Genomic DNA, 24,661 nt, shown 5'->3' with positions numbered 1-24,661 from the left:
CGACTCGAGTGACCCGAGCGACTTCTACGGAGACCTTGTCATGACCGACACCCCCACCATCCGCTGGGAACAGGACGACACCGGCGTCGTCACCCTCGTCCTCGACGATCCCCACCAGTCCGCGAACACCATGAACCAGGCGTTCCGTGACTCCCTCGCGGTGATCACCGACCGTCTGGAGGCGGAGAAGGACGGCATCCGCGGCATCATCCTCACCTCGGCGAAGAAGACCTTCTTCGCCGGCGGTGACCTGCGTGACCTGATCGAGGTCACCCCCGAGACGGCGCAGGACCTGTTCGACGGCGGCATGGCGATCAAGCGCCAGATGCGCCGCATCGAGACCCTCGGCAAGCCGGTCGTCGCGGCCATCAACGGAGCGGCCCTCGGCGGCGGTTACGAACTCGCCCTCGCCTGCCACCACCGGATCGCCCTCGACGCACCAGGCTCCAAGATCGGCTGTCCCGAAGTCACCCTCGGCCTCCTCCCCGGGGGCGGCGGCGTCGTCCGCACCGTCCGGCTGCTCGGCATCACCGACGCCCTGCTGAAGGTGCTGCTCCAGGGCACCCAGTACAGCCCGCGGCGCGCCCTGGAGAACGGTCTCGTCGACGACGTGGCCGAGACCCGCGAGGAACTGATCGCCAAGGCCCGCGCCTTCATCGACGCGAACCCCGAGTCCGCCCAGCCCTGGGACCGGCCCGGCTACCGCATCCCGGGCGGCACCCCGTCCCACCCCAAGTTCGCGGCCAACCTGCCCGCCTTCCCGGCCAACCTGCGCAAGCAGACGAACGGTGCCCCCTACCCGGCGCCGCGCAACATCCTCGCCGCCGCCGTCGAGGGCGCCCAGGTCGACTTCGAGACCGCCCAGGTCATCGAGGCCCGCTACTTCGTCGAGCTGGCCGCCGGACAGACGTCGAAGAACATGATCCAGGCGTTTTTCTTCGACCTCCAGGCCGTCAACTCCGGTGCCAACCGTCCCCAGCGCATCGAGCCCCGCAAGGTCGCCAAGGTCGCCGTGCTCGGCGCCGGGATGATGGGCGCCGGCATCGCCTACTCGTGCGCCCGCGCGGGCATCGACGTCGTCCTGAAGGACGTCACGCCGGAAGCGGCCGCCAAGGGCAAGGCGTACTCCGAGAAGCTGTGCGCCAAGGCCGTCTCCCGCGGCCGGACGACCCAGGAGAAGGCGGACGCGCTGCTCGCGCGGATCACTCCCACCGCCGAGGCGGGGGACCTGGCCGGCTGCGACGCGGTCATCGAGGCCGTCTTCGAGGACACCGCCCTCAAGCACAAGGTGTTCCAGGAGATCCAGGACGTCGTCGACCCCGACGCGCTCCTGTGCTCCAACACCTCCACCCTCCCCATCACCGCCCTCGCCGAAGGTGTCGAACGCCAGAGCGACTTCATCGGGCTGCACTTCTTCTCCCCGGTGGACAAGATGCCGCTCGTCGAGATCATCAAGGGCGAGCGGACCGGCGAGGAGGCGCTCGCCCGGGCCTTCGACCTGGTCCGGCAGATCAACAAGACGCCGATCGTCGTCAACGACAGCCGCGGCTTCTTCACCTCCCGGGTCATCGGCCACTTCATCAACGAGGGCGTCGCCATGGTCGGCGAGGGCATCGAGCCCGCCTCCGTCGAGCAGGCCGCCGCCCAGGCCGGCTACCCCGCCAAGGTGCTCTCCCTGATGGACGAGCTGACCCTCACCCTGCCGCGCAAGATCCGTAACGAGTCCAGGCGGGCCGTCGAGGAGGTCGGCGGCACCTGGACCGCGCACCCCGCCGAGGCCGTCATCGACCGCATGGTCGACGAGTTCGGCCGCCCCGGCCGCGCCGGCGGCGCGGGTTTCTACACGTACAAGGAGGACGGCAAGCGCGACGCCCTGTGGCCCGGCCTGCGCGAGCACTTCACCGAGCCGGGGTACGAGATCCCGTTCCGGGACATGCAGGAGCGGATGCTGTTCGCCGAGGCGCTGGACACGGTCCGACTCCTGGAGGAGGGCGTGCTGACCTCGGTCGCCGACGCCAACATCGGCTCCATCCTCGGTATCGGCTTCCCCGGCTGGACCGGCGGCGTCCTGCAGTACATCAACGGCTACGACGGCGGCACCGGGGGAGGGACCGGGCTGCCCGGATTCGTGGCCCGCGCGCGTGAACTTGCCGAGCGGTACGGCGAGCGCTTCGCACCGCCGGCGCTGCTGGTGGACAAGGCGGAGAAGGGGGAGCGGTTCACGGACGCCCGCTGACCCTCCGGTGCGTGCGGCCGGCCGGCGGGGACAGGAGCATCAGCCTCCGGTCTCCGCCGTCCCCGTCTCCGTACCCTCCCCGCCGTCCAGCCACTCCCGCAGCTCCTCGCGCAGCGACCGCTGGAAGGCCGTGAGCAGCGCCTGGACCACGAGCGGGTGCATATGGGCGGAGAGCGACTTCACGTCCCGCGGGTCCCGCTCCGCCACCGCGTCCCGCAGCAGCCGCGACAGCTCCTGGGCGGCCGCGCGGGCGTGCTCGGTGAGCGTCGTACGGGCCTCGAGGATCGTCTCGTGCGTCAGCGGTACGTCCAGCAGCTCGACGCCGAGCCGCAGCAGCCCCGCGTCGACCCGGAAGTCCTCGCCGTCCCGCTCGACGACGTTCAGTGCCGCCAGCCGCCGCAGATCCTCGTCGCCCAGCGCCCGCCCCGCCCGTCGCTCCAATTCCCCGCGCGACACCTTCTCCACCGTGTCGGGCGCCCAGGAGGCCACCACCGCGCGCTGGATCGCGAGGTCCCGCACACTCAGATCCGGCGGCAGCTGCCCCAGGTAGCGCTCGATGGCCGCCAGCGTCATGCCCTGCCGCTGCAGCTCCTCGATCAGTGCCAGCCGGGCCAGGTGCTCCTGCCCGTAGCGGCCGACGCGGCGCGGCCCGATCACCGGCGGCGGGAGCAGCCCCTTGCTGCCGTAGAACCGGACCGTCCGCACAGTGACCCCGGCCCGCGCCGCCAGTTCGTCGATGGTGAGGGCCGGCTCCTCGATGTCGGTCGTCATGCACAGCAGTATTACTGTCTCACCAGTGGTGCGACATCTCACCGCCCGTACGGCTTCCGCGCGCTGCCCCTCCGCGCGGCCGGCCCCCAAGCACCGGCTCTCGTTCGCCGCTTCCCGCGCGCCGGGCCGGTTTTCCGGTTTCCGGCTCCGCTCGTGCGCCCACGGGCCGTCAGATGCCCCCTTCTGCACACGAGTTGACCGTTGTACCGTCCGCGCATGCCGATACGCACGCGCTTCACGACCTGGAGACCGCTCGTGACGGTGGCCCTGGCCGCCCTGACGGCCACGCTGCTCACCCCCACGACGGCGACCGCGGCGGGCACCGCGCCGCGCGAGAGCCGGCCCGTCCACTCCTATGACGACGCGATCCGCGAGGCCGTCTGGGTGGACACCGGGCTCGACGAGGACGGCGACGGACGGACCGACCGGGTCGCCGTCGACATCGTCCGCCCCGCCGAACCCGCGCAGCGGGGCCGGAAGGTCCCCGTCATCATGGACGCCAGCCCGTACTACTCCTGCTGCGGGCGAGGCAACGAGAGCGAGCGCAAGACGTACGACGCGAACGGCGACGTCGTCCGGATGCCGCTGTTCTACGACAACTACTTCGTGCCGCGCGGCTATGCCGTCGTCGGCGTCGACCTGGCCGGCACCAACCGCTCCGACGGCTGTGTGGATGTCGGCGGACGCTCCGACATCCGGTCCGCGAAGGCCGTCGTCGACTGGCTGAACGGCCGCGGCACCGCCTACACCACCCGCACCGGCGCCGAGCGGGCGGATGCCGACTGGACCAACGGCCGCACCGGCATGATCGGCAAGAGCTGGGACGGCACCATCGCCAACGGCGTCGCCGCCACCGGGGTCGAGGGCCTCGAGACGATCGTGCCGATCGCCGCCATCTCCTCCTGGTACGACTACTACTTCACCAAGGGCGCCCCGCTCTACGACTCCGGCCCCGACTGGCTGTCGAACTACGTGGAGAGCCCGGACGCCCGCGCGCGGTGCGGGGCGGTCCAGCGCGAGCTCGTCGACGGCGCCCCGCGCACCGGCGACCTGACGCCGCTGTGGACCGAGCGCGACTACGTGCGCGCCGCGAAGAAGGTGAAGGCCAGCGTCTTCCTCGTGCACGGCATGCAGGACCTCAACGTACGGATGCAGCACGTCGGCCCGTGGTGGGACGCGCTCGCGAAGAACGGCGTCGACCGCAAGATCTGGCTCTCCCGGACCGGACACGTCGACCCGTTCGACTTCCGCCGCGCCGACTGGGTGGACACCCTGCACCGCTGGTTCGACCACGAACTCCTCGGCCTCGACAACGGCATCGACCGCGAGCCCATGGCCGACATCGAGCGCCGGCCCGACCACTGGGTCACCTCGAAGAGCTGGCCGCCGCGCGGCACCCGCACCGCGACCCTGCGCCCCGCCCACGGCAGCGAGGACGGAGTCGGCACGCTGGGCCTGCGCAAGGGCCGCGGCACCGAGACGTTCACCGACGACCCGAGCCTCGGCGAGACCGACTGGGCCGCCGGTATCGACACATCGACACCGGACAAGGCCGGCTTCGTCACCGGGCCGCTCTCCCGCGACCTGAGGGTGTCCGGCGCCTCCGAGGCCACCGTCACCGTGACCCCCAGCACGCCCACGGCACACCTGTCCGCCGTCCTCGTCGACCTGGGCCCCGACACGATCCGTGACTACGCCGCCGCGGGCGAGGGCATCACCACCCTCGCCGACCGCACCTGTTGGGGCGCGAGCACCGAGGGCGACAGCGCCTGCTACCGGGAGACCCGGGCCAGGACCGCCGACGTCGGTCACACGATCGTCAGCCGGGGCTGGGCCGACCTGGGCAACCACGCCCCGGACGGCAAGGGGGCCCCGCTCACCCCGGGCAAGCGCTACACCATCACCCTCGACCTGGCCGCCACCGACCACGTCGTCCCCGAAGGCCACCGTCTCGCTCTGATCGTCGCGGGCACGGACCGTGGCCTGATCGACCCCCCGGCGGACACCCCCGCCCTCACCCTCGGCCTCGCCCGCACCTCCGTGAGCGTCCCGGTCGCCGGCGGAACCGCAGCCTTCGCCCGCGCCACCGCCAACACGCCCACAGCGGGCGCTTCCACCGGGTCCGGGGCCGCGTCGGATGCCACCGTCCGGGACGGCGTACGTCCCGCGCACACCGTCCGGCGCGTTCCGGGAGAAGGCGGAGGTGTGTCCGGAGCCGAGTGACCCGCGCGCTGCCGGTCATGTCCTTGCGTACGACCGATCACCGATTCGGGCGGATGCGTGGTCCTTTCGATCGCCATCCGCCCGCCGGTTGACAGGAACGTGACCGCTGCAGAGGTGAATTTTGCGCCAAAGGTGGTACGCCCATGGCTGGGGAAGTGATTCTCCGCCCAGTGGCTTGATGAAAGGTGCCGCCCGTGACGAAGGACCAGCACAGCGACAAGGATCATACGGCGGGCCCTCTACCGGGCTCGGAAACGGGCCTGGCGGGCCGCGGGGCCCCTCGGACCGACCGGGTGGTCTTCGGTGTCACGGCGGTGCTCACCGTCGCGTTCGTCATCTGGGGCGCCACCGCGACCGATTCGCTCGAGGACGTTTCGAGCAGCGCGCTCTCGGGTCTGATGCACAACGGTGGCTGGGCGTTCATGCTGGCCGCCTCCGGCTTCGTCGTCTTCGCCCTGTGGCTGGCGGCCAGCCGTTACGGCCGGATCCGTCTCGGCACCGAGGGCGAGGAACCCGAGTTCCGCACCGTGTCGTGGGTCGCGATGATGTTCAGCGCGGGCATGGGGATCGGCCTGATGTTCTACGGCGTCAGTGAGCCGCTGGCGCACTACCTCACGCCGCCGCCGGGCACCAGCCCGGCCGATTCGGGCGAGCGCATGGAACTGGCCATGGCGACCACGCTCTTCCACTGGACGCTCCACCCGTGGGCGATCTACGCCGTGGTCGGCCTCGCCATCGCCTACAGCACCTTCCGCCGGCGCCGGCGCCAGACCGTGAGCGCCGTCTTCACCCCGCTGATCGGATCGAAGCACGCCAACGGCGGCGTCGGGCGCGTCATCGACATCCTCGCCATCGTGGCGACCATCTTCGGTTCGGCGGCCTCCCTGGGGCTCGGCGCGCTGCAGATCGGCTCCGGCATGCAGGAGCTGGAGTGGATGGACGAGGTGAGCACGGGACTGCTCGTCGGCATCATCGCGGTGCTCACGGTCGCCTTCGTCGCCTCCGCGGTGTCGGGCGTGGAGAAGGGCATCCAGTGGCTGTCCAACACCAACATGGTGCTGGCCCTGGTGCTCGCCCTGTTCGTGTTCGTGGCCGGGCCGACGGTCCTCGTCCTCGACCTGCTGCCCACTTCCGTCTTCGGATACCTGCGCGAACTGCCCCAGCTGGCCGGCCGCACGGAGGCCAGCGCCGGTGAGGGAGTGGCCGAATGGCTGGGCAGCTGGACGGTCTTCTACTGGGCGTGGTGGATCTCCTGGACGCCGTTCGTCGGCATGTTCATCGCCCGTATCAGCCGGGGCCGTACGATCCGCCAGTTCATAGGCGGCGTCATCCTCGTGCCCAGCACGGTCAGCCTGGTCTGGTTCGCGGTCTTCGGCGGCTCCGCGATGAGGCTCCAGGAGCAGGGCCGGCTCGGTAACGAGTCGACGGCCGAGGGTCAGCTGTTCGCGGTGCTCCAGCAGTACCCCATCGCCACCGCCGCGAGCATCCTGGTGATGATCCTCGTCGGCATCTTCTTCGTCTCGGGCGCCGACGCGGCCTCGGTCGTGATGGGCACGCTCTCACAGAAGGGGTCGCTCGAACCGAGCCGCCTGGTGGTGGTGTTCTGGGGCGTGGTCACCGGAGCGGTCGCCGCGATCATGCTGCTGGTGGGCAGCGGCGAGGGCGACGCGCTGGCCGGCCTGCAGAACATCACGATCCTCGCGGCGGCCCCGTTCGTCATCGTGATGATCCTGATGTGTGTGGCGCTCATGCGCGACCTGCGCCGGGACCCGGTCATCGTGCGCAGGGAGGTGGGTTCCGAGGCGGTCGACCTGGCCGTCATCGCGGGGCACACGAAGTACGACGGCGAATTCGAACTCCGTATCGGCCCCGGGGCAGGCACGGACGTGGAGGGCGACCCGGTCGGCAAGCACTACGAGGCACCGACCGAACCCTGACCGCCGACAGCCGCTGCGGCCGTCAACGGCCACAGCGGACGGGCCGGCCGCCCCCCGATTCCGAGGGGCGGCCGGCCCGTCCGTTTCCGGGGCCGCACCGCCGCCTCACCCCAGGGCGAGCTCCGCCGCCTCCTCCGCGCAGCCCCAGGCCACGGTGACGCCCGCGCCGCCGTGGCCGTAGTTGTGCACCAGCGTCCGCCCGCCCGGGAGCGGTTCGCGTTCGATGCGGACGGTGTCGCGGGCGGGCCGCAGCCCCACCCGGTGCTCCAGGATCCGCGCCCCCGCGATCCGGGGCCGCAACGCCGCGCACCGCCGCACGATCGCCTCCGCCTGAGCCGGATCCGGCTCCAGGGACCAGTCGTCCTCCTGCGCCGTACCGCCCAGCACCAGCCGCCCCGGCTGCGGAAAGACGTACGCCGTCGTCCCGTCGGCGGCCGTGGAGACCGTCCAGGTACGGATCCCGGGGTTCTCCACCACGACCAGCTGCCCCCGTACCGGACGCACCGTGGGATCGGGCACGAGGTCGCGTGCCCCCAGCCCCGAGCAGTTCACCACGACCGGGGCGTCCGCCCGGGCGAGGTCCGTCACCGCGCGTTCCTCCACCACCCCGCCCGCGGCCACGAACCGCTCCCGCAGCCAGGGCAGATGGGCCGGCATGTCGACGAGCGGCAGCCGGGCCCACACACCCGGCCCCAAGGAGTACTCCTCGGTGCTCGACACCCGCAGTTCCGGCAGTCGCGCGGCGGCCCAGGCGCCGACCTCGTCCAGCGTGGTCCCGCCCAGGACCCCTTCGGCCATCCGTACGCCGGTGACCTCCGGCCGCGCGGCCAGCTTCTCGTACACGTCCAGTGAACGCAGCGCCCACGCGTGCGCGGACGCCACCGGCTCGATCCGGTACGGCCACCACAGTGCCCCGGCAACCGCCGAGGTGGTCCGCTCGACCGGATCGCGCGTCCACAGCCGTACCCGCGCGCCCCGCTCGGCGAGGACGACGGCCGTCGTCAGCCCGACGACCCCGCCGCCGATCACACGGACATCGAAGACCGGTTCGCTTTCCATGCGGGGACGTTAGCGGAATATGTCATGCCGTGCTCAGATCCGCCCTGCTGCGGGAATACTCACCCCATGCCTGCCGAGTACGCGACCTTCGGCCTGACACCGGCGATCCGTGCCGGTGGACTCCTCTCCGGCGGTGACCACCAGGTCCACCGGGACTTCGTCGACTTCGTCGTCGACGGACGCCCGCTGCTGTTCCGCCTCTGTGACCTCGACGCCGTCTCCCCGCTCGCCTCCGACATCCCACCCGCCATCTTCACCGCCCAGGTCCGCAGCCTGCTGCTGGAGACCGAGGCACCGCTGCCGGCCGGCCGGTACATCGTCTACGGCTGCCCCGACTGCGAGGACCTGGCCTGCGGAGCGGTGACCGCCGCCATCGAACGGGACGGCGAGGACTACATCTGGCGGGACTTCGCCTGGCAGACCGGCGAACACGCCGACCTGGAGCGCGACGGGTACCACGGTCTGGGCCCGTTCCGCTTCCGCGGCGCCGACTACCGCACGGCACTCGCGGCCCTGCCGGCCGGCGGCCAGGGCACCCGCCGCCGCGTCCTGCTGATCGGCGCCCGTGTCGCCCTGCTGGCCAAGCTCGCCGCGGCCCTGCGCACCATCGGTGTCGGCGCCGACATAGCCCACGACGCCGACGGTGTCCCCGCCGACGAACTGCGCGGCTACGGCGCCGTCGTCTTCGGCCGGTCGGCCGGTCCCGCCGAACAGGACGCCGTGCGCGCCGCCTTCGCCGCCGCCGGCATCGACGTGCCCTGCGTCGACGGCCGCGCCCCGATCGTCCCGCTGCTCGTCGCCCGGACCGAGCACGCCCTGGACCGCAGCCCGCCCGAGCAGCGCCGCCTGACCGCTCTGACCACCCTGGCCTCGGCGGCTTCGGCGGAAACCGCCGGGGGAGCCGCCGGGGGAGCCGACGCGGAGGTCGAGGTCACCTCGTCGTGCCGGGTGCACCTCACGGCATACCGCGTCGACCGCCTCGCCCGCACCCACACCCGCGAAGTCTTCGACGGCGTCCTGGAACCGGGCCGCCACCGCATTCCTCTGGATCCGAGGACGGTCAGGGGGGAGTCCTACCTGGTGGCCCGCACCGCCGGGGCGGTCCTGACCACGGCGGTGCGGCGATGAGCACCGGTGGCGGGGAGCGTGTAGGGGGGAGACGTACGGGGGGAGGCCAGAGGGAGCGCGGCGGTCGGGGGAGGCCGGAACCGGGTGGCCGAGGGGTGACGCGCGAAGGCTAGGATCGGCAGTCTGATGACTGCCACCCTCGTCGCCAAGAACCTCTCCGCCGGCCATGGCGACCGCTCCTTGTTCACCGGCCTCGACCTCGTCGTCGCCCCCGGCGACGTGATCGGCCTGGTCGGCGCCAACGGCGCCGGCAAGTCCACCCTGCTGCGCCTGCTCGCCGGGCTCACCGCGCCGGAGGAGGGCGAGCTGCGGCTCTCCCCGCCCACGGCGACCGTCGGCCATCTCCCGCAGGAGCCGGAACGCCGGCCCGGCGAGACCGTCCGGGACTTCCTGGCCCGCCGTACCGGTGTCGCCGAGGCCCAGCGGACGATGGACGAGACGACCCAGGCCCTGGTCGACGGGGCGCCCGGTGCCGACGACGCGTACGCGGAAGCCCTGGAGCGCTGGCTGGCCCTGGGCGGCGCCGACCTCGAGGAGCGCGCCGAGGAGGTCACCGCCTCCCTCGGCCTGACCGTCGGCCCGGAGCACCTCATGACCGCCCTGTCCGGTGGCCAGGCGGCCCGCGCCGGCCTCGCCTCCCTCCTCCTGTCCCGCTACGACGTCTTCCTCCTCGACGAGCCGACCAACGACCTCGACCTCGACGGCCTGGAGCGTCTCGAACGCTTCGTCGGTGGCTTGCGCGCCGGCACGGTCGTGGTCAGCCACGACCGCGAGTTCCTCACCCGCACCGTCACCAAGGTCCTCGAACTCGACCTCGCCCAGGGGCGGATCAACCTCTACGGCGGCGGCTACGCGGCCTACCTGGAGGAACGGGACGTGGCCCGCCGGCACGCCCGCGACGAGTACGAGGAGTACTCCGACAAGAAGTCCGCGCTCCAGGACCGGGCCCAGATCCAGCGGTCCTGGATGGACAAGGGCGTCAAGAACGCGCGCCGCAAGGCGGGCAACGACAACGACAAGATCGGCCGCAAGTTCCGCAGCGAGGCCAGCGAGAAGCAGGCCGCCAAGGCCCGTCAGACCCAGCGCATGATCGAACGCCTCGATGTGGTCGAGGAGCCGCGCAAGGAGTGGGAGCTGCGCATGGAGATCGCGGCGGCCCCGCGCTCCGGCGCGGTGGTGGCGACGCTGCGGGACGCCGAGGTACGGCGCGGCGACTTCGTACTCGGGCCGGTCACCCTGCAGATCGACTGGGCGGACCGGGTCGCCGTCACGGGCGCCAACGGCGCCGGGAAGTCCACCCTGCTGGGCGCCCTGCTGGGCCGCGTCCCGGTCGACGCCGGGCACGCCGCGCTCGGCTCGGGAGTGCTGCTCGGCGAGGTCGACCAGGCCCGCGCGCTGTTCCACGGCCCCGAGGCCCTGCTCGACGCCTTCCGCGCCGGGGTTCCGGACACCGAACCGGCCGAGATCCGCACCCTGCTGGCCAAGTTCGGCCTCAAATCGGACCATGTGATGCGTCCGGCGGTCACCCTCTCGCCGGGCGAACGCACCCGCGCCGCCCTCGCCCTCCTCCAGGGGCGGGGCGTCAACCTCCTCGTCCTCGACGAGCCGACCAACCACCTCGACCTGCCCGCCATCGAACAGTTGGAATCGGCCCTGGACTCCTACGAGGGCACCCTGCTCCTCGTCACCCACGACCGGCGCATGCTCGACGCGGTGCACGTCACCCGCCGGCTGGAAGTGACCGACGGCAAGGTCATCGAGCACTGACCGGGCCCGGACCGACCACGGAGCGGGCGCGGACCGGACAACGACCGGGGCCCGACGGAGCACTGGCCAGGACGACGCGGAACGGACCGACGGCCCGGCCCCTCGCACCGCGGTGGAGGAACCGGGCCGTCGGCCGACGCGAAACCTAGCTCTTGCCCTTCTTCCGGTCGACCAGCCCCGCCCTGCGCAGGGCGTCGGCCATCGCGTTGTTCGCCGGCGCGGGAGTCTGACGCGTCCCGCCGCTTCCGCGACCGCCGCCCCCAACACGGCCCTGCCCCTGACGCTGCTGCGGCGGGCGTGCCCCGCCGCGCTGCCTGCGCCCGCCGGGGGCCTCGGTCTGCTCGGCGGCCTCGTCGTCCAGTCGCAGCGTCAGCGAGATCCGCTTGCGCGGAATGTCGATGTCGAGAACCTTCACCTTGACGATGTCGCCCGGCTTCACCACGTCCCGCGGGTCCTTGACGAACGTCCTCGACATCGCGGAGACATGCACCAGACCGTCCTGGTGGACGCCGATGTCGACGAACGCGCCGAAGGCCGCCACGTTCGTCACCACGCCCTCCAGGATCATCCCGGAGGCCAGGTCGGAGATCTTCTCCACGCCCTCCTTGAAGGCAGCGGTTTTGAACGCCGGCCGTGGGTCGCGCCCCGGCTTCTCCAGCTCCTTGAGGATGTCCGAGACGGTCGGCAGACCGAACGTCTCGTCCACGAAGTCCTGCGGCCTCAGCGAGTGCAGAACCGCCGTGTTGCCGACCAGGGAGGCGACTTCCTCACCGGACTTCTGCATCATGCGCCGGACCACCGGATAGGCCTCCGGGTGCACGCTGGAGGCGTCCAGCGGGTCGCCGCCGCGGATCCGCAGGAAGCCCGCGCACTGCTCGTACGCTTTGGGGCCGAGCCGCGGCACCTTCTTCAGCTCGCGGCGGGACCCGAACGGCCCGTTGCCGTCCCGGTGGGCCACGATGTTCTCGGCGAGCCCGGAGGTGATGCCGGAGACCCGGGCGAGCAGCGGCGCGGACGCCGTGTTGACGTCCACACCCACGCCGTTCACACAGTCCTCCACCACCGCGTCCAGCGAACGCGACAGCTTCACCTCGGACAAGTCGTGCTGGTACTGGCCGACACCGATCGACTTCGGGTCGATCTTCACCAGCTCCGCCAGCGGATCCTGGAGCCGGCGCGCGATCGACACCGCCCCGCGCAGCGACACGTCCATGTCCGGCAGCTCCTGCGAGGCGAACGCGGACGCCGAGTACACCGAGGCTCCCGCCTCGGACACCATCACCTTCGTCAGCTTCAGCTCGGGGTGCCGGGTGATGAGATCGCCGGCGAGCCTGTCGGTCTCGCGGGAGGCGGTGCCGTTGCCGATCGCGATCAGCTCGACGGCGTGCTCCTTCGCGAGCCGGGCCAGCTTGGCGATCGACTCGTCCCACCGGTTCGCCGGGACGTGCGGGTGGATCACGTCGGTGGCGACGACCTTGCCGGTCGCGTCGACCACGGCGACCTTCACGCCCGTACGGAAGCCCGGGTCGAGACCGAGCGTCGCGCGGGTACCGGCCGGAGCGGCGAGCAGCAGGTCGCGCAGATTCGCCGCGAACACCCGCACCGCCTCGTCCTCGGCCGCCGTACGCAGCCTCAGCCGCAGGTCGATGCCGAGATGCACCAGGATGCGCGTGCGCCACGCCCAGCGGACGGTGTCGAGCAGCCACTTGTCGGCGGGGCGGCCCCGGTCGCCGATCCCGAACCGGTGGGCCACCGTGCCCTCGTACGAGGACGGGCCCACCGTCGCCTCCTCCGGCTCCAGGACGAGGTCCAGGACCTCCTCCTTCTCGCCGCGCAGCATCGCCAGGATCCGGTGCGAGGGCAGCTCGGTGAACGGCTCGGCGAAGTCGAAGTAGTCGGAGAACTTCGCGCCCGCCTCCTCCTTGCCCTCGCGGACCTTGGCGGCGAGCCGCCCGCGCACCCACATGCGCTCCCGCAGCTCGCCGATCAGGTCGGCGTCCTCCGAGAACCGCTCGGTGAGGATGGCCCGCGCGCCGTCCAGGGCGGCCTGCGGATCGGCGACACCCTTGCCGGCGTCCACGAACGCGGCAGCCGCGGCGAGGGGGTCGACACCCGGGTCACCGAGCAGCCCGTCCGCCAGCGGTTCGAGTCCCGCCTCCCGCGCGATCTGCGCCTTGGTACGCCGCTTGGGCTTGTACGGCAGATAGACGTCCTCCAGGCGCGCCTTGGTCTCCGCGCTCCGGATCCGCGTCTCCAGCTCCTCGCTGAGCTTGCCCTGCTCGCGCACCGAATCCAGGATCGTCGTACGACGCTCCTCGAGCTCCCGCAGATAGCGCAGCCGCTCCTCGAGCGTGCGCAGCTGCGCATCGTCGAGCATCTCGGTGGCTTCCTTGCGGTAGCGGGCGATGAAGGGCACCGTCGAACCGCCGTCGAGCAGTTCCACGGCGGCCCTGACCTGCCGCTCCTGTACGCCGAGCTCCCCGGCGATCCTGTTTTCGATGGACCCTTGGAGGGGTGTCGTCACGATCCCGTACCGCCTTCTTCGCTGAGGTTGCGCGGCAATTGTGGCAGGTGACGCCGACAATCGGGGATCAGGGCGGCGACGCGCCGGGCGGTGGTGCGCGCCGGGTCAGGTGCGCCGGCCCCGGCCCGCCGACGAGGCACCCCCGAACAGCCGGGCCACCGCCCGGAACGGCAGTGTCACGACGGTGGCGACGGCGCCGCCGATCTGACGCAGGACATCCGCGACGGCACGCGACACGTGTCTTCTCCTTCGGTCTTCGGTGTCCCGTCCGCCCCGGGCGGGACGGACGGAGTGATGACCTCCGGGTACCTCGTCAAGGCTTCGGCGTGCCTGCTCGCTGCGGACGCCGTGCCCTACCGCCGTCCCGGCAGGCTCCAGTTGAACCGGGGCGGCCTTCGTTCCAGGAAGGCCGCGACCCCCTCCGCCGTGTCGCCGTTGCCCTGTGCCCGGCCGCTCCAGTGGGCGTCACGGTCGGTGCGCCCGTTCGCGAACTCCTTCGCCGCGGCCTGGGTCAGCTGCGAACGCGAGGCCAGGATCGCGGTGAACTCCGCGACCCGCCGGTCCAGTCCGTCCACGGGCAGCACCTCGTCGACCAGCCCCGTGCGCAGCGCCCGCGCGGTGTCGATCAGCTCGCCGGAGAACAGCAGGTACTTGGCGGCGGAGGGCCCCACCAGCGACACCAGCCGCCGGGTGGAGGAGGCCGGGTAGACGATCCCGAGCCGGGCCGGGGTCACCCCGAACACCGCACCCTCCTGCGCGAACCGCAGATCGCAGGCCGCCGCCAGCTGTGCCCCGCCGCCGACACAGTGGCCCCGGACCGCCGCGAGTGTCGGTTTGGGGAACGCGGCGAGTGCCTCCTCGGCCGCCACAGCGAGCCGCTGCGCCTCCTGCGGTGACCCCTTGAGCGTGGAGATGTCGGCCCCGGCGCAGAACGTCCGGCCCTCGCCGGTGAGCACCAGCGCCCGCACCCCGGCGTCGTCCGCCAGCGCGTCGAGCAGCGGTGGCAGCGCGCGCCACATCGCGGTCGTCATGGCGTTGCGCTTCGACGGATGACGGATGACGACCGTGGCGACCGATCCGGTGACGCTGTGCGACAGCTGCGGCTCCATGCGCCGGATGCTATCCGCCCCCGCCGGGGCGCTGATCGGCTGGAGCACGTGAAGCGTTACGCGACATCGGGGGCAGGGGAGAACGACAGAGAGCGGACATACGGGGGGCAATCGTGGCGAAGTCCACCGCACCGCGTGGCGAGGCGGCCGAACTGAAGAGTGGCTTCGGCCGGCTCGCCGCACTCGGCGTGATCCTGGTCGTCGCCGGTCTCATCGGTCTCGTCCACACCGGCTTCGCCACTCTGACGACGATGGTGCTGTTCGGCTGGCTGCTGCTGCTGCTGCTGCTGCTGCTGCTGATCGGCGGCGTGGTCTCGCTGCTGCACGCCGTCCAGGCCCGGCACCTTCTTCTTGCTCACCCTGCTCTTCGACGGGCTCGGTCTGATCGCCACCGGCTACGGAGGGCGCAGGATCGTGGGCATGGTCTCCGACTGACTGGCGGGCCCGGAGAGCGCCGGGCCGGGCGTCAAACCCGTACAACCCGAATAGTCCGCCGACACGACATAAGACAGACAAGAAAAGTCCCACAATCCACTACGACATACGTCAACGGTCAGAAACGCTCGATATCCGCTGACTTCTGTTCAGGGCTTCGGTGTGACGCGCATAGTTACCAACACTCGACGTGTGGTGACAATCGAGCGTGAGGGTGGCGACCGGACAATGGGCGACCAGGGGCGTGGGCCCGGCCCACGCCCGGAGGACGAGGACAGACCCACCGAGGCGGAGACCGCACCACCGAGATCGGCACCGCTGCCGTACGAAGGCGTCTGGCGGTTCACCGCCCCCGCTGCCGACGCCTCGGTCCCGCAGGCGCGCCACGCCGTACGGAACCTGCTGCTGCGCCAAGGGGTGCCGGTCGCCGACGAGGTGGTCCAGGGGCTGTTGCTGATCGTCTCGGAACTGGTCACCAACGCCGTACGGCACGCGGCACTGCTCTCTCCGACGCTCGCCGTCGAGGTCGCCGTCGGCGCCGAGTGGGTCCGGGTGTCCGTGGAGGACAACCACCCCTACCGCCCGACCGCCCTGGAGGCGGACCACGGCCGCACCGGCGGACGCGGACTGCTCCTGGTGCGCGAGATCACCCGAGAGTCGAACGGCATGTGCGACGTCGAGCACACCGCGAGCGGCGGCAAGGTGATCTGGGCCGCCCTGCCGCTCAAACCCGCGCAGGCCTGACGGCCGCACGCGCACAGGCTCCGACGGTCACCACCGGCGGCAGGCCCGACGATCGGGCCCGGGCAGGCCCGACGATCGAGTGCAGGAAGATCCGCGACCGGCCCCCGCGCGGTCACCAGCCCGCAGACGGCGCGGTCACCAGCCCGCAGACGGTCCCGTCAGCTCCCGGATCGCCGGGCGGACCGCGTCCAGCACGGTCATGAACCACGCCGAGAAGGTGTCCTCGGCATGACGCCGGGCCAGCTCGTCCGGGGTCACGAACGCGGTGGACGCCACCTCCTCGGGATCCGCCCGCAGCGGTGCCTGCACCATGCCGACGAACAGATGGTTGTACTCCTGCTCGACCAGACCGGAGGCCGGGTCCGGGTGGTTGTAGCGCACCGTGCCCGCCTCGGCGAGCAGCGACGGGGACAGCCCCAGCTCCTCGAAGGTCCGCCGGGCCGCCGCAGCGAACGGGGCCTCACCGGGGTAGGGGTGCCCGCAGCAGGTGTTGGACCACACACCGGGGGAGTGGTACTTGCCCAGCGCCCGCTGCTGGATCAGCAGCCGCCCGTGCTCGTCGAAGAGGAACACCGAGAACGCCCGGTGCAGCTGCCCCGGGGGCTGATGGGCGGCGAGCTTCTCCGCAGTGCCGAGCGTCACGCCGTCTTCGTCGACCAGCTCCAGCAGAATCGCCTCGGCGGCAGGGCTCGACGGGTTGTGCGTCGCGGTGGCAGGTGTGATCGGCATACCCATCCTTCATTCGGTCTTCGCGCCCCAAGTCTGCCGCACGAGTCCGGCACTCCCGGCACTCCCCGCACCGTCCGCATGTCCCGCGGCGGTCCGGCCCGCGGCCGGCGCAGGCCATGGGCCGGAAGAGGGGCCCGGTGGATGGTCTGCCCGGACCAGCGACGGGAGAACCGCGAGGAGCGGGGCGCCATGAGGGAAAGGGCGCCTGTACGGGGGCGGGAGGATGCTCCCTCCGGCGCACGCATACCGGCCTCACGCCCCAGCGGCGCCTCCCGCCCCAGCCGCACCCCGCACGCACCGTCGTCACGGCACGTCGTCATGTCACGCCGCTCGGGCGGCCCCGCAACAGGGTGCCGTCTCAGTGGCAGAGCCGCGCCTCGTGCTCCGCGTGACCGCGCGGTTCCAGCTGGAAGGTGCAGTGCTCCACGTCGAAGTGGTCGCCCAGACAGCTCTGCAGCTCGTGCAGCATCTTCTCGTGTCCGATGGCGCTGAGTACATCGGAGCTGACGACCACGTGCGCGGAGAGCACCGGCATGCCCGAGGTGATGGTCCAGGCGTGCAGATCATGCACGTCCTCGACGCCTTGCGTGCCCAGGATGTGCGCCCGGACCTGGGCCATGTCCACGCCCTTGGGCGCCGCCTCCAGCAGGATGTCCAGGGTCTCGCGCAGCAGCCTGAAGGCGCGGGGCACGATCAGCACGGCGATCACGAGGGAGGCGATCGGGTCGGCGGCCGTCCAGCCGGTCGCCACGACGACCAGTGCCGAGACGATCACCGCGACCGAGCCGAACGCGTCGGCAGCCACCTCCAGGAACGCCCCGCGCACGTTCAGGCTCTCCTTCTGCCCGCGCATCAGCAGTGCCAGCGACACCAGGTTGGCGACCAGGCCGATCGCGCCGAAGACGAGCGTCAGCCCGCCCTCGGTGTCGGCCGGTGCGATGAACCGCTGGATCGCCTCGTACAACACGTAACCGCCCACTCCGAGCAGCAGCAGGCAGTTCGCGAGCGCCGCGAGTATCTCCGCGCGGGCGTAGCCGAAGGTGCGGTGCTCGCTCGGCGGGCGGTTCGCGAAATGGATCGCCAGCAGGGCCATGCCCAGCCCCAGCGCGTCCGTCGCCATGTGCGTCGCGTCGGCGACGAGGGCGAGCGAGTCGGCCAGCAGACCGCCGATGATCTCGACGACCATGACACCGAGCGTGATCGCCAGCGCCGCCCGGAGCCTGCCGCGGTACGCGGCGCTCGCCGTACCGCCGGCGTGCGCGCCGTGCGCGTGCCCGTGATCGTGCCCAGCCCCCATGAAAGCCGTCCCTCCATGACTCGTCCGGATCACAGTGAACTACGGGTCGGGGGTATCGGGCAACGCGGCACTGAACACCGTTGTCATGTGCCTTGACCTGCGTAAACGGTTCGCAGGTCAGACGTGCTCGGGGCGGTGCGCGTTTCTTGCGGACAACCCGGTCGGCGGTGCCGCCGGGCCGCGGCCGCGGATGCCGCCGGGGCTCGGACCGGCCTCACCGTGCGCATGTGCCGAGTCGCGGAGCGTGTCCTCCGTGACGAGATCCACAGGAGACCCGCGCCGGGCTCGCCGTGCGCGACCGCCGGTACGGGAACGTGGAGTGCCCGCTCCCGCGGTGCCCGGCGCGGGGGCGGGAGGGCGTTCGTCCTCCCCGGCGGTACGGTGTGGACCGGGCCGTCGGCTCGGGACCTCCACCGGGCTGCCCGCGGACCTCGATACGGACATTGTGCTGGTCAGAGGCCGACGACCCGCTCCTGGTGTCGATGTGTCGATCATGGTCCGCCTCGTGCGTCCAAGGCCGACCGCCTTCATCGACGATGGGGCCTGCCCCGGTGACCCGGCCCGCGCCGCACGGTGCCCGTGCCGGGGCGATGCCCGCTATGCGCCTCAATGCCCCTTCTAGGGGGGCGGTTTGTGGGCCGGCCCCGCTATCCCCGATGATGATCGCGGCAGGGACGCAGGTGGAACCACAACGATCCAGCCGCCGAACGGGCGGTGAACGCGGGTTCAGGGGCATCCGCTAACCTCAGCCGACATGCCGCCCGGAGGCCTCGTACGGCCGCCCCCACCATGTACACGACCGGCGTGGAAGCGTCGGCATCCAGGGAGTGAGATTCGGTTGTCGACCGCCATCCTCACCGGTCAGCCGGTTCCGGGTTCGTCGATCGAGGCGGACCTGCGTTCCCTCGGCTTCGACGTGCGGATCGCGTCCGGCACCGAGGAGGCCGGGACCCTGCTCGCCGAGGTGCCCGCCGGACAGCGGGTCGCCGTCGTCGACGTCCGGTTCGTGGGCCATGAGCACGCGCTGCGCCTCGGCCTCACCGACCCCCGCTTCCCGCTCGCCGCGATCCCCGGTGCCGTCACCGCCCAGCCGGCCGCGCGTCAGGCCCTGACCCTCGCGATGGCCCGCGCGACGGCCCGCGAGGACACCACTGCCACCACGGAGGCCGCCGCCACCACGGAGGCCGCGACCGGTGATGCCGGTGGGACCGCGTCCGGCGGGACCCCGACGCCCGCGGGCACCACCCTCACCGGAACCCTCTTCGACCGCATCGTCGCCGCCCTGAGCGCCGACGGAAGCGACCCGCACCGCCCCGACCTCGGCAGCCTCGTCGCCACCGTCCCCGACGACCCGCAGGCCCGCAACGAGGCCCGGCAGGCCGTCGCAGCCGTGGACGACGAGGCCGTCCGGCTGAAGTCGGCCGTCAAGGCCCGTGACGGCTTCTTCACCACCTACTGCATCAGCCCGTACTCCCGCTACATCGCCCGCTGGTGCGCACGGCGCGGACTGACCCCCAACCAGGTCACCACCGCCTCCCTGCTCACCGCGCTCATAGCGGCCGCCTGCGCCGCCACCGGTACCCGCCCGGGCTTCGTCGCCGCCGGTGTTCTGCTCCTCGCCTCCTTCGTGCTGGACTGCACCGACGGCCAGCTCGCCCGCTACTCCCTGCAGTACTCCACCCTCGGCGCCTGGCTCGACGCCACCTTCGACCGGGCCAAGGAGTACGCCTACTACGCGGGCCTCGCCCTCGGCGCGGCCCGCGGTGGCGACGACGTATGGGCCCTCGCCCTCGGCGCGATGGTCCTGCAGACCTGCCGGCACGTCGTGGACTTCTCCTTCAACGAGGCGAACGCCGACAGCACGGCCGCCGACACCAGTCCCACCGCCGCTCTCTCCGGCAAGCTCGACAGCGTCGGCTGGACGGTCTGGGCGCGCCGCATGATCGTCCTCCCGATCGGTGAACGCTGGGCGATGATCGCCGTTCTCACGGCCCTCACGACCCCCCGCATCACCTTCTACGCCCTGCTGATCGGCTGTGCCTTCGCGGCGACCTACACCACGGCCGGCCGTGTCCTGCGCTCCCTCACCCGCAAGGCCCGCAGGACCGACCGCGCGGCGCGCGCCCTCGCGGACCTCGCCGACAGCGGACCGCTCGCCGAACGCCTCGCCGGGGTGCTGAAGCCCACCGCGCGGCGCCTGCCCGGGTTCACCGCCCCCGCCGTCGCCCTGCTCGGCGGCGGGGCCGTCGTCGCCACGGCCGCGCTGACCGGCTTCGGCGGACCGTGGCCCGTCCTCGCCGCCCTCCTGTACGTCCTGACCTCCGCCCTGGCCGTCGCCCGCCCCCTCAAGGGCCCCCTCGACTGGCTGGTCCCGCCGTTCCTGCGCGCCGCCGAGTACGGCACCGTCCTGGCACTGGCGGCAGGCGCCGGCGTTAACGGAGCGCTTCCGGCGGCCTACGGTCTGGTGGCCGCCGTCGCCTACCATCACTACGACACGGTCTACCGCATCCGCGGCGACGCGGGCGCGCCCCCGCCCTGGCTGGTGCGGGCGATCGGCGGGCACGACGGCCGCACCCTGGCGGTCGTCGTCCTGGCCGCCCTGCTCACCGCCTCACAGTTCGCCGTCGCGCTCACGGTGCTCGCCGTGGCCGTGGCCCTGCTGGTGCTCCTCGAGAGCATCCGCTTCTGGGTGGCCGCCCACCGGGGCGGCGCACCCGCCGTACACGATGAAGGAGAACCCGCATGATCGGCCTCGTGCTGGCGGCCGGCGCCGGACGGCGTCTGCGCCCCTACACCGACACCCTGCCCAAGGCGCTGGTGCCGGTGGGGCCCGCGGGTGTAGAGGGCGAACCGACGGTCCTGGACCTCACCCTCGGCAACTTCGCCGAGATCGGCCTGACCGAGGCCGCCGTCATCGTCGGCTACCGCAAGGAGGCCGTGTACGAGCGCAAGGCGGCCCTGGAGCAGAAGTACGGCCTCAAGCTCACCCTCATCGACAACGACAAGGCCGAGGAGTGGAACAACGCCTACTCCCTGTGGTGCGGCCGGGACGCCCTCAAGGACGGCGTGATCCTCGTCAACGGCGACACCGTGCACCCGGTCTCCGTCGAGAAGACGCTCCTCGCCGCCCGCGGCGAGGGCAGGCGGATCATCCTCGCCCTCGACACCGTGAAGTCCCTCGCGGACGAGGAGATGAAGGTCGTCGTCGACCCCGGCAAGGGCATGACGAAGATCACCAAGCTCATGGATCCCGCCGAGGCGACCGGGGAGTACATCGGCGTCACCCTCATCGAGGGCGACGCCGCCCCCGAACTCGTCGACGCGCTGAAGACCGTGTGGGAGACCGACCCGCAGCAGTTCTACGAGCACGGCTACCAGGAACTGGTGAACCGCGGCTTCCGGATCGACGTGGCGCCCATCGGCGACGTCGACTGGGTGGAGATCGACAACCACGCCGATCTCACCCGTGGACGGGAGATCGCATGCCAGTACTGACCCGGCTCATCCCCTCCCCCCTCGTCGTCGACATCCGCCCCGGTGCCCTCGACGACCTGGGCGGGGTCCTCGCCGACGAGCGCATCGCACAGTCCGGCCGTCTCGCCGTCGCCGTCAGCGGCGGCTCCGGCGCCGGACTGCGCGAGCGGCTCTCCCCGTCGCTGCCCGGCGCCACCTGGTACGAGGTCGGCGGCGGCACCCTCGACGACGCGGTCCGGCTGGCCGGCGCCATAAAGGCCGGTCACTACGACGCCGTCGTCGGGCTGGGCGGCGGCAAGATCATCGACTGCGCCAAGTTCGCCGCGGCACGCGTCGGCCTCCCCCTGGTCGCCGTGCCGACGAACCTCGCGCACGACGGCCTGTGCTCGCCGGTCGCCACCCTCGACAACGACGCGGGCCGCGGCTCCTACGGCGTGCCGAACCCGATCGCGGTCGTCATCGACCTCGACATCATCCGGAACGCCCCGGCGCGCTTCGTACGCGCAGGGATCGGCGACGCCGTCTCCAACATCTCCGCCGTCGCGGACTGGGAACTGGCCTGCAGGGTCAAGGGCGAGCGGATCGACGGGCTCGCCGCCGCCATGGCCCGGCAGGCCGGCGAGTCCGTGCTGCGCCACCCCGGAGGCATCGGCGACAACGACTTCCTCCAGGTGCTCGCCGAGGCACTGGTCCTCAGCGGCATCGCCATGTCGGTGTCCGGCGACTCGCGGCCGTCCTCCGGGGCCTGCCACGAGATCAACCACGCCTTCGACCTGCTCTACCCCAAGCGGGCCGCCGCCCACGGAGAGCAGTGCGGCCTGGGCGCGGCCTTCGCGATGTACCTGCGCGGCGCGCACGACGAGTCGGTGTACATGGCCGACGTGCTGCGCCGGCACGGACTGCCGGTGCTGCCTCAGGAGATCGGCTTCACGGCGGAGGAGTTCGTCAAAGTCGTCGAATTCGCCCCCGAGACCCGCCCCGGCCGCTTCACGATCCTCGAACATCTCGACCTGAAGACCGAACAGATCAAGGACGTCTACGCCGACTATGTCAAGGCCATCGGTAGCTGAACTCCGTCCGGTCGTCCACCCCGCGGGGGTGAAGGACCGGCGCAGCGGTGAGCACTGGATGGGACGCCTCTACATGCGTGAGGTGTCCCTGCGGGTGGACCGCTACCTGGTGAACACCAGGGTCACGCCCAACCAGCTCACGTATCTGATGACCGTCTTCGGCGTCCTCGCCGCTCCGGCCCTGCTGGTGCCGGGGATCACGGGGGCGGTCCTCGGCCTGGTCATGGTGCAGCTGTACCTGCTGCTGGACTGTGTGGACGGCGAGGTCGCCCGCTGGAAGCAGCAGTTCTCGCTCAGCGGGGTCTACCTGGACCGGGTCGGCGCCTACCTGTGCGACGCGGCCGTCCTCGTCGGTCTCGGCCTGCGCGCCGCCGACCTGTGGGGCACCGGCCGCATCGACTGGCTCTGGGCCTTCCTCGGCACCTTGGCCGCCCTCGGCGCCATCCTGATCAAGGCAGAGACCGACCTGGTCGGTGTGGCCCGCCACCAGGGCGGACTGCCGCCGGTCAAGGAGGCCGCCGCCGAGCCGCGCTCCTCCGGCATGGCGCTGGCCCGCCGGGCCGCCGGAGCCCTGAAGTTCCACCGGCTGATCCTCGGGATGGAGGCGTCGCTGCTGATCGTGGTCCTCGCGATCGTCGACGCCGCCCGGGGCGACCTGTTCTTCACCCGCCTGGGTGTCGCCGTCCTCGCCGGGATAGCCCTGCTCCAGACCCTGCTGCACCTGGTGTCCGTCCTCGCTTCCAGCAGGCTGAGGTGACCGCTGTGGGATCCTCCCTCAAGGTCGGCGCGGTGATCATCACCATGGGCAACCGCCCCGACGAGCTGCGCGCCCTGCTCGACTCGGTCGCCAAGCAGGACGGCGACCCGGTCCGGGTCGCCGTCGTCGGCAACGGCTCGCCCGTCCCGGAGGTCCCCGACGGCGTGCACACCGTCGAGCTGCCGGAGAACCTCGGCATCCCCGGCGGCCGCAACGTCGGCATCGAGGCGTTCGGCCCGGGCGGCCAGGACGTCGACATCCTGCTGTTCCTCGACGACGACGGCCTCCTGGCCCACCACGACACCGCCGAGCTGTGCCGCCGGGCGTTCGCCGCCGACCCGGAGCTCGGCATCATCAGCTTCCGCATCGCCGACCCGGAGACCGGCAGCACCCAGCGCCGCCACGTGCCCCGGCTGCGCGCCGCCGACCCGATGCGCTCCTCCAGGGTGACCACCTTCCTCGGCGGCGCCAACGCCGTACGCACCCGGGTCTTCGCCGACGCCGGAGTGCTGCCCGACGCGTTCTTCTACGCACACGAGGAGACCGACCTGGCCTGGCGGGCCCTCGACGCGGGCTGGATGATCGACTACCGGGCCGACATGGTCCTGTACCACCCCACCACCGCCCCCTCGCGGCACGCGGTCTACCACCGCATGGTCGCCCGCAACCGCGTCTGGCTGGCCCGTCGCAACCTTCCCGCGCCCCTGGTCCCCCTCTACCTGGGCGCCTGGATGCTGCTCACCCTGCTCCGCAGGCCGTCGCGCCCGGCCCTCAAGGCCTGGTTCGGCGGTTTCCGGGAGGGGTGGACCAGCCCCTGCGGCCCGCGCCGGCCCATGAAGTGGCGTACGGTGTGGCGGCTGACCCGGCTGGGCCGGCCTCCTGTCATCTGACAAGCTCGTGTCCGGAACATCGGGGCCGCACCCAGGCTCCCCGGCGCATGCCGGGTCCGTACGGGCCCGGCATCTCGAAGAGGGAAAGCTTCCACCAGTGAGTGAGACAACGCACGACGGCACGGTCGCGGTCAGCGCGTCCGCGCCGCCCGACGAGGGCCTCACGGCAGCCGAGCTCGCCGCCAGGTACGGGCTGACGGTGAGTGGTGCCCGGCCGTCGCTCGTCGAATACGTCCGTCAGCTCTGGGGGCGCCGGCACTTCATCCTCACGTTCTCCCGGGCGAAGCTGACCGCGCAGTACAGCCAGGCGAAGCTGGGCCAGCTGTGGCAGGTGGCGACCCCGCTGCTGAACGCGGCCGTGTACTTCTTCATCTTCGGTCTGCTGCTGGGTGCCCGCCGGGGCATCCCCGGCGACGTCTACGTGCCGTTCCTGGTGACGGGCGTGTTCGTGTTCACCTTCACGCAGAGCTCGGTGCTGGCGGGGGTGCGGGCCATCTCCGGCAACCTCGGC

The 24,661-nt window shown here is 71.8% G+C and carries 19 protein-coding genes and 1 pseudogene; 13 read left to right on the top strand and 7 right to left on the bottom strand.

Features of this window, described 5'->3' with window-relative positions; translation table 11 throughout:
• The first annotated feature begins 40 nt into the window (after nt 1-40).
• Nucleotides 41-2,236, top strand: coding sequence for a 3-hydroxyacyl-CoA dehydrogenase NAD-binding domain-containing protein (locus ACFYQA_RS17690; protein WP_388918144.1), 2,196 nt, complete (start codon nt 41-43; stop codon nt 2,234-2,236).
• A 39-nt stretch (nt 2,237-2,275) separates the two neighbouring features.
• Here ACFYQA_RS17690 and ACFYQA_RS17685 read toward each other — a convergent pair whose 3' ends face one another.
• Nucleotides 2,276-3,007: a MerR family transcriptional regulator gene (locus tag ACFYQA_RS17685; RefSeq protein ID WP_388918141.1), complete on the bottom strand. Its 732-nt coding sequence runs from the start codon at nt 3,005-3,007 to the stop codon at nt 2,276-2,278.
• Nucleotides 3,008-3,223: 216 nt separating this feature from the next.
• Between ACFYQA_RS17685 and ACFYQA_RS17680 the strand changes: the two genes are divergently transcribed.
• Nucleotides 3,224-5,230, top strand: coding sequence for a Xaa-Pro dipeptidyl-peptidase (locus ACFYQA_RS17680; RefSeq protein ID WP_388918138.1), 2,007 nt, complete (start codon nt 3,224-3,226; stop codon nt 5,228-5,230).
• A gap of 194 nt (nt 5,231-5,424) precedes the next feature.
• Nucleotides 5,425-7,167, top strand: coding sequence for a BCCT family transporter (locus tag ACFYQA_RS17675; RefSeq protein WP_388918135.1), 1,743 nt, complete (start codon nt 5,425-5,427; stop codon nt 7,165-7,167).
• A 105-nt stretch (nt 7,168-7,272) separates the two neighbouring features.
• On the opposite strand, the gene ACFYQA_RS17670 is transcribed toward ACFYQA_RS17675, so the two are convergent.
• On the bottom strand, nt 7,273-8,226 hold the full coding sequence (locus ACFYQA_RS17670; RefSeq protein WP_388918132.1) for an FAD-dependent oxidoreductase: 954 nt from the start codon (nt 8,224-8,226) through the stop codon (nt 7,273-7,275).
• Between the two features lie 66 nt (nt 8,227-8,292).
• Between ACFYQA_RS17670 and ACFYQA_RS17665 the strand changes: the two genes are divergently transcribed.
• Together ACFYQA_RS17665 and ACFYQA_RS17660 are read left to right on the top strand one after the other, a co-directional pair.
• Nucleotides 8,293-9,354 carry an oxidoreductase gene (locus ACFYQA_RS17665; RefSeq protein ID WP_388918129.1) on the top strand — a complete coding sequence of 354 codons (1,062 nt, stop codon included), beginning with the start codon at nt 8,293-8,295 and terminating at the stop codon, nt 9,352-9,354.
• Nucleotides 9,355-9,480: 126 nt separating this feature from the next.
• Nucleotides 9,481-11,121 (top strand): ABC-F family ATP-binding cassette domain-containing protein, encoded by a 1,641-nt coding sequence (locus ACFYQA_RS17660; protein ID WP_388918126.1) that lies wholly within the window; start codon nt 9,481-9,483, stop codon nt 11,119-11,121.
• Between the two features lie 145 nt (nt 11,122-11,266).
• Here ACFYQA_RS17660 and ACFYQA_RS17655 read toward each other — a convergent pair whose 3' ends face one another.
• From ACFYQA_RS17655 to ACFYQA_RS17645, 3 genes are all read right to left on the bottom strand, one after another.
• Entirely contained in the window at nt 11,267-13,645 is a 2,379-nt protein-coding gene (locus tag ACFYQA_RS17655; protein WP_388918123.1) for a Tex family protein, read from the bottom strand.
• A 105-nt stretch (nt 13,646-13,750) separates the two neighbouring features.
• Nucleotides 13,751-13,882, bottom strand: a complete 132-nt coding sequence (locus ACFYQA_RS17650) for an LPFR motif small protein (protein WP_388918120.1) — start codon at nt 13,880-13,882, stop codon at nt 13,751-13,753.
• 116 nt (nt 13,883-13,998) lie between these two features.
• Nucleotides 13,999-14,754, bottom strand: a complete 756-nt coding sequence (locus ACFYQA_RS17645) for an enoyl-CoA hydratase/isomerase family protein (protein ID WP_388918117.1) — start codon at nt 14,752-14,754, stop codon at nt 13,999-14,001.
• A gap of 113 nt (nt 14,755-14,867) precedes the next feature.
• Between ACFYQA_RS17645 and ACFYQA_RS17640 the strand changes: the two are divergent.
• Nucleotides 14,868-15,095, top strand: a pseudogene (locus ACFYQA_RS17640) (HdeD family acid-resistance protein); the annotation flags it as partial.
• A 322-nt stretch (nt 15,096-15,417) separates the two neighbouring features.
• Complete coding sequence (locus ACFYQA_RS17635) at nt 15,418-15,933, top strand: ATP-binding protein (protein WP_388918417.1); 516 nt, start codon at nt 15,418-15,420, stop codon at nt 15,931-15,933.
• A 135-nt stretch (nt 15,934-16,068) separates the two neighbouring features.
• Here ACFYQA_RS17635 and idi read toward each other — a convergent pair whose 3' ends face one another.
• The gene (gene idi, locus ACFYQA_RS17630) at nt 16,069-16,662 is read right to left on the bottom strand and encodes an isopentenyl-diphosphate Delta-isomerase (protein WP_388918114.1); all 594 of its coding nucleotides are present in this window, start codon (nt 16,660-16,662) and stop codon (nt 16,069-16,071) included.
• Between the two features lie 358 nt (nt 16,663-17,020).
• Nucleotides 17,021-17,959: a cation diffusion facilitator family transporter gene (locus ACFYQA_RS17625; protein ID WP_388918111.1), complete on the bottom strand. Its 939-nt coding sequence runs from the start codon at nt 17,957-17,959 to the stop codon at nt 17,021-17,023.
• Between the two features lie 838 nt (nt 17,960-18,797).
• Here ACFYQA_RS17625 and ACFYQA_RS17620 point away from each other — a divergent pair.
• The 6 genes from ACFYQA_RS17620 to ACFYQA_RS17595 form a co-directional block, all read left to right on the top strand.
• The gene (locus ACFYQA_RS17620) at nt 18,798-20,705 is read left to right on the top strand and encodes a DUF5941 domain-containing protein (RefSeq protein ID WP_388918108.1); all 1,908 of its coding nucleotides are present in this window, start codon (nt 18,798-18,800) and stop codon (nt 20,703-20,705) included.
• A complete protein-coding gene (locus tag ACFYQA_RS17615) occupies nt 20,702-21,454 on the top strand; it encodes a sugar phosphate nucleotidyltransferase (RefSeq protein ID WP_388918105.1) in 753 nt (250 codons plus the stop codon). The genes ACFYQA_RS17620 and ACFYQA_RS17615 overlap by 4 nt, the downstream gene beginning before the upstream one ends.
• A complete protein-coding gene (locus ACFYQA_RS17610) occupies nt 21,442-22,503 on the top strand; it encodes an iron-containing alcohol dehydrogenase family protein (protein WP_386395369.1) in 1,062 nt (353 codons plus the stop codon). Before ACFYQA_RS17615 ends, ACFYQA_RS17610 begins: the two co-directional genes overlap by 13 nt.
• Complete coding sequence (locus ACFYQA_RS17605; protein WP_388918102.1) at nt 22,481-23,260, top strand: CDP-alcohol phosphatidyltransferase family protein; 780 nt, start codon at nt 22,481-22,483, stop codon at nt 23,258-23,260. Before ACFYQA_RS17610 ends, ACFYQA_RS17605 begins: the two co-directional genes overlap by 23 nt.
• Nucleotides 23,261-23,304: 44 nt before the next feature.
• Nucleotides 23,305-24,150: a glycosyltransferase family 2 protein gene (locus ACFYQA_RS17600; protein WP_388918414.1), complete on the top strand. Its 846-nt coding sequence runs from the start codon at nt 23,305-23,307 to the stop codon at nt 24,148-24,150.
• Nucleotides 24,151-24,247: 97 nt separating this feature from the next.
• The coding region (locus ACFYQA_RS17595) for an ABC transporter permease (RefSeq protein WP_388918099.1) at nt 24,248-24,661 on the top strand (414 nt) is incomplete at its 3' end.

Origin of the sequence: Streptomyces sp. NPDC005774, assembly GCF_042871645.1 — a bacterium.
Taxonomy (GTDB): Bacteria; Actinomycetota; Actinomycetes; order Streptomycetales; family Streptomycetaceae; genus Streptomyces; species Streptomyces pratens.
Note: the sequence above shows the minus strand (reverse complement) of the source record. Positions and strands in the feature narration are given on the sequence as shown.

Coding starts and splice junctions, on each gene's coding strand:
- ACFYQA_RS17690 (WP_388918144.1), top strand. CDS start 41: ATGACCGACACCCCCACCATCCGCTGGGAACAGGACGACACCGGCGTC.
- ACFYQA_RS17685 (WP_388918141.1), bottom strand. CDS start 3,007: ATGACGACCGACATCGAGGAGCCGGCCCTCACCATCGACGAACTGGCG.
- ACFYQA_RS17680 (WP_388918138.1), top strand. CDS start 3,224: ATGCCGATACGCACGCGCTTCACGACCTGGAGACCGCTCGTGACGGTG.
- ACFYQA_RS17670 (WP_388918132.1), bottom strand. CDS start 8,226: ATGGAAAGCGAACCGGTCTTCGATGTCCGTGTGATCGGCGGCGGGGTC.
- ACFYQA_RS17665 (WP_388918129.1), top strand. CDS start 8,293: ATGCCTGCCGAGTACGCGACCTTCGGCCTGACACCGGCGATCCGTGCC.
- ACFYQA_RS17660 (WP_388918126.1), top strand. CDS start 9,481: ATGACTGCCACCCTCGTCGCCAAGAACCTCTCCGCCGGCCATGGCGAC.
- ACFYQA_RS17645 (WP_388918117.1), bottom strand. CDS start 14,754: ATGGAGCCGCAGCTGTCGCACAGCGTCACCGGATCGGTCGCCACGGTC.
- ACFYQA_RS17635 (WP_388918417.1), top strand. CDS start 15,418: ATGGGCGACCAGGGGCGTGGGCCCGGCCCACGCCCGGAGGACGAGGAC.
- idi (WP_388918114.1), bottom strand. CDS start 16,662: ATGCCGATCACACCTGCCACCGCGACGCACAACCCGTCGAGCCCTGCC.
- ACFYQA_RS17625 (WP_388918111.1), bottom strand. CDS start 17,959: ATGGGGGCTGGGCACGATCACGGGCACGCGCACGGCGCGCACGCCGGC.
- ACFYQA_RS17615 (WP_388918105.1), top strand. CDS start 20,702: ATGATCGGCCTCGTGCTGGCGGCCGGCGCCGGACGGCGTCTGCGCCCC.
- ACFYQA_RS17610 (WP_386395369.1), top strand. CDS start 21,442: ATGCCAGTACTGACCCGGCTCATCCCCTCCCCCCTCGTCGTCGACATC.
- ACFYQA_RS17605 (WP_388918102.1), top strand. CDS start 22,481: ATGTCAAGGCCATCGGTAGCTGAACTCCGTCCGGTCGTCCACCCCGCG.
- ACFYQA_RS17600 (WP_388918414.1), top strand. CDS start 23,305: ATGGGCAACCGCCCCGACGAGCTGCGCGCCCTGCTCGACTCGGTCGCC.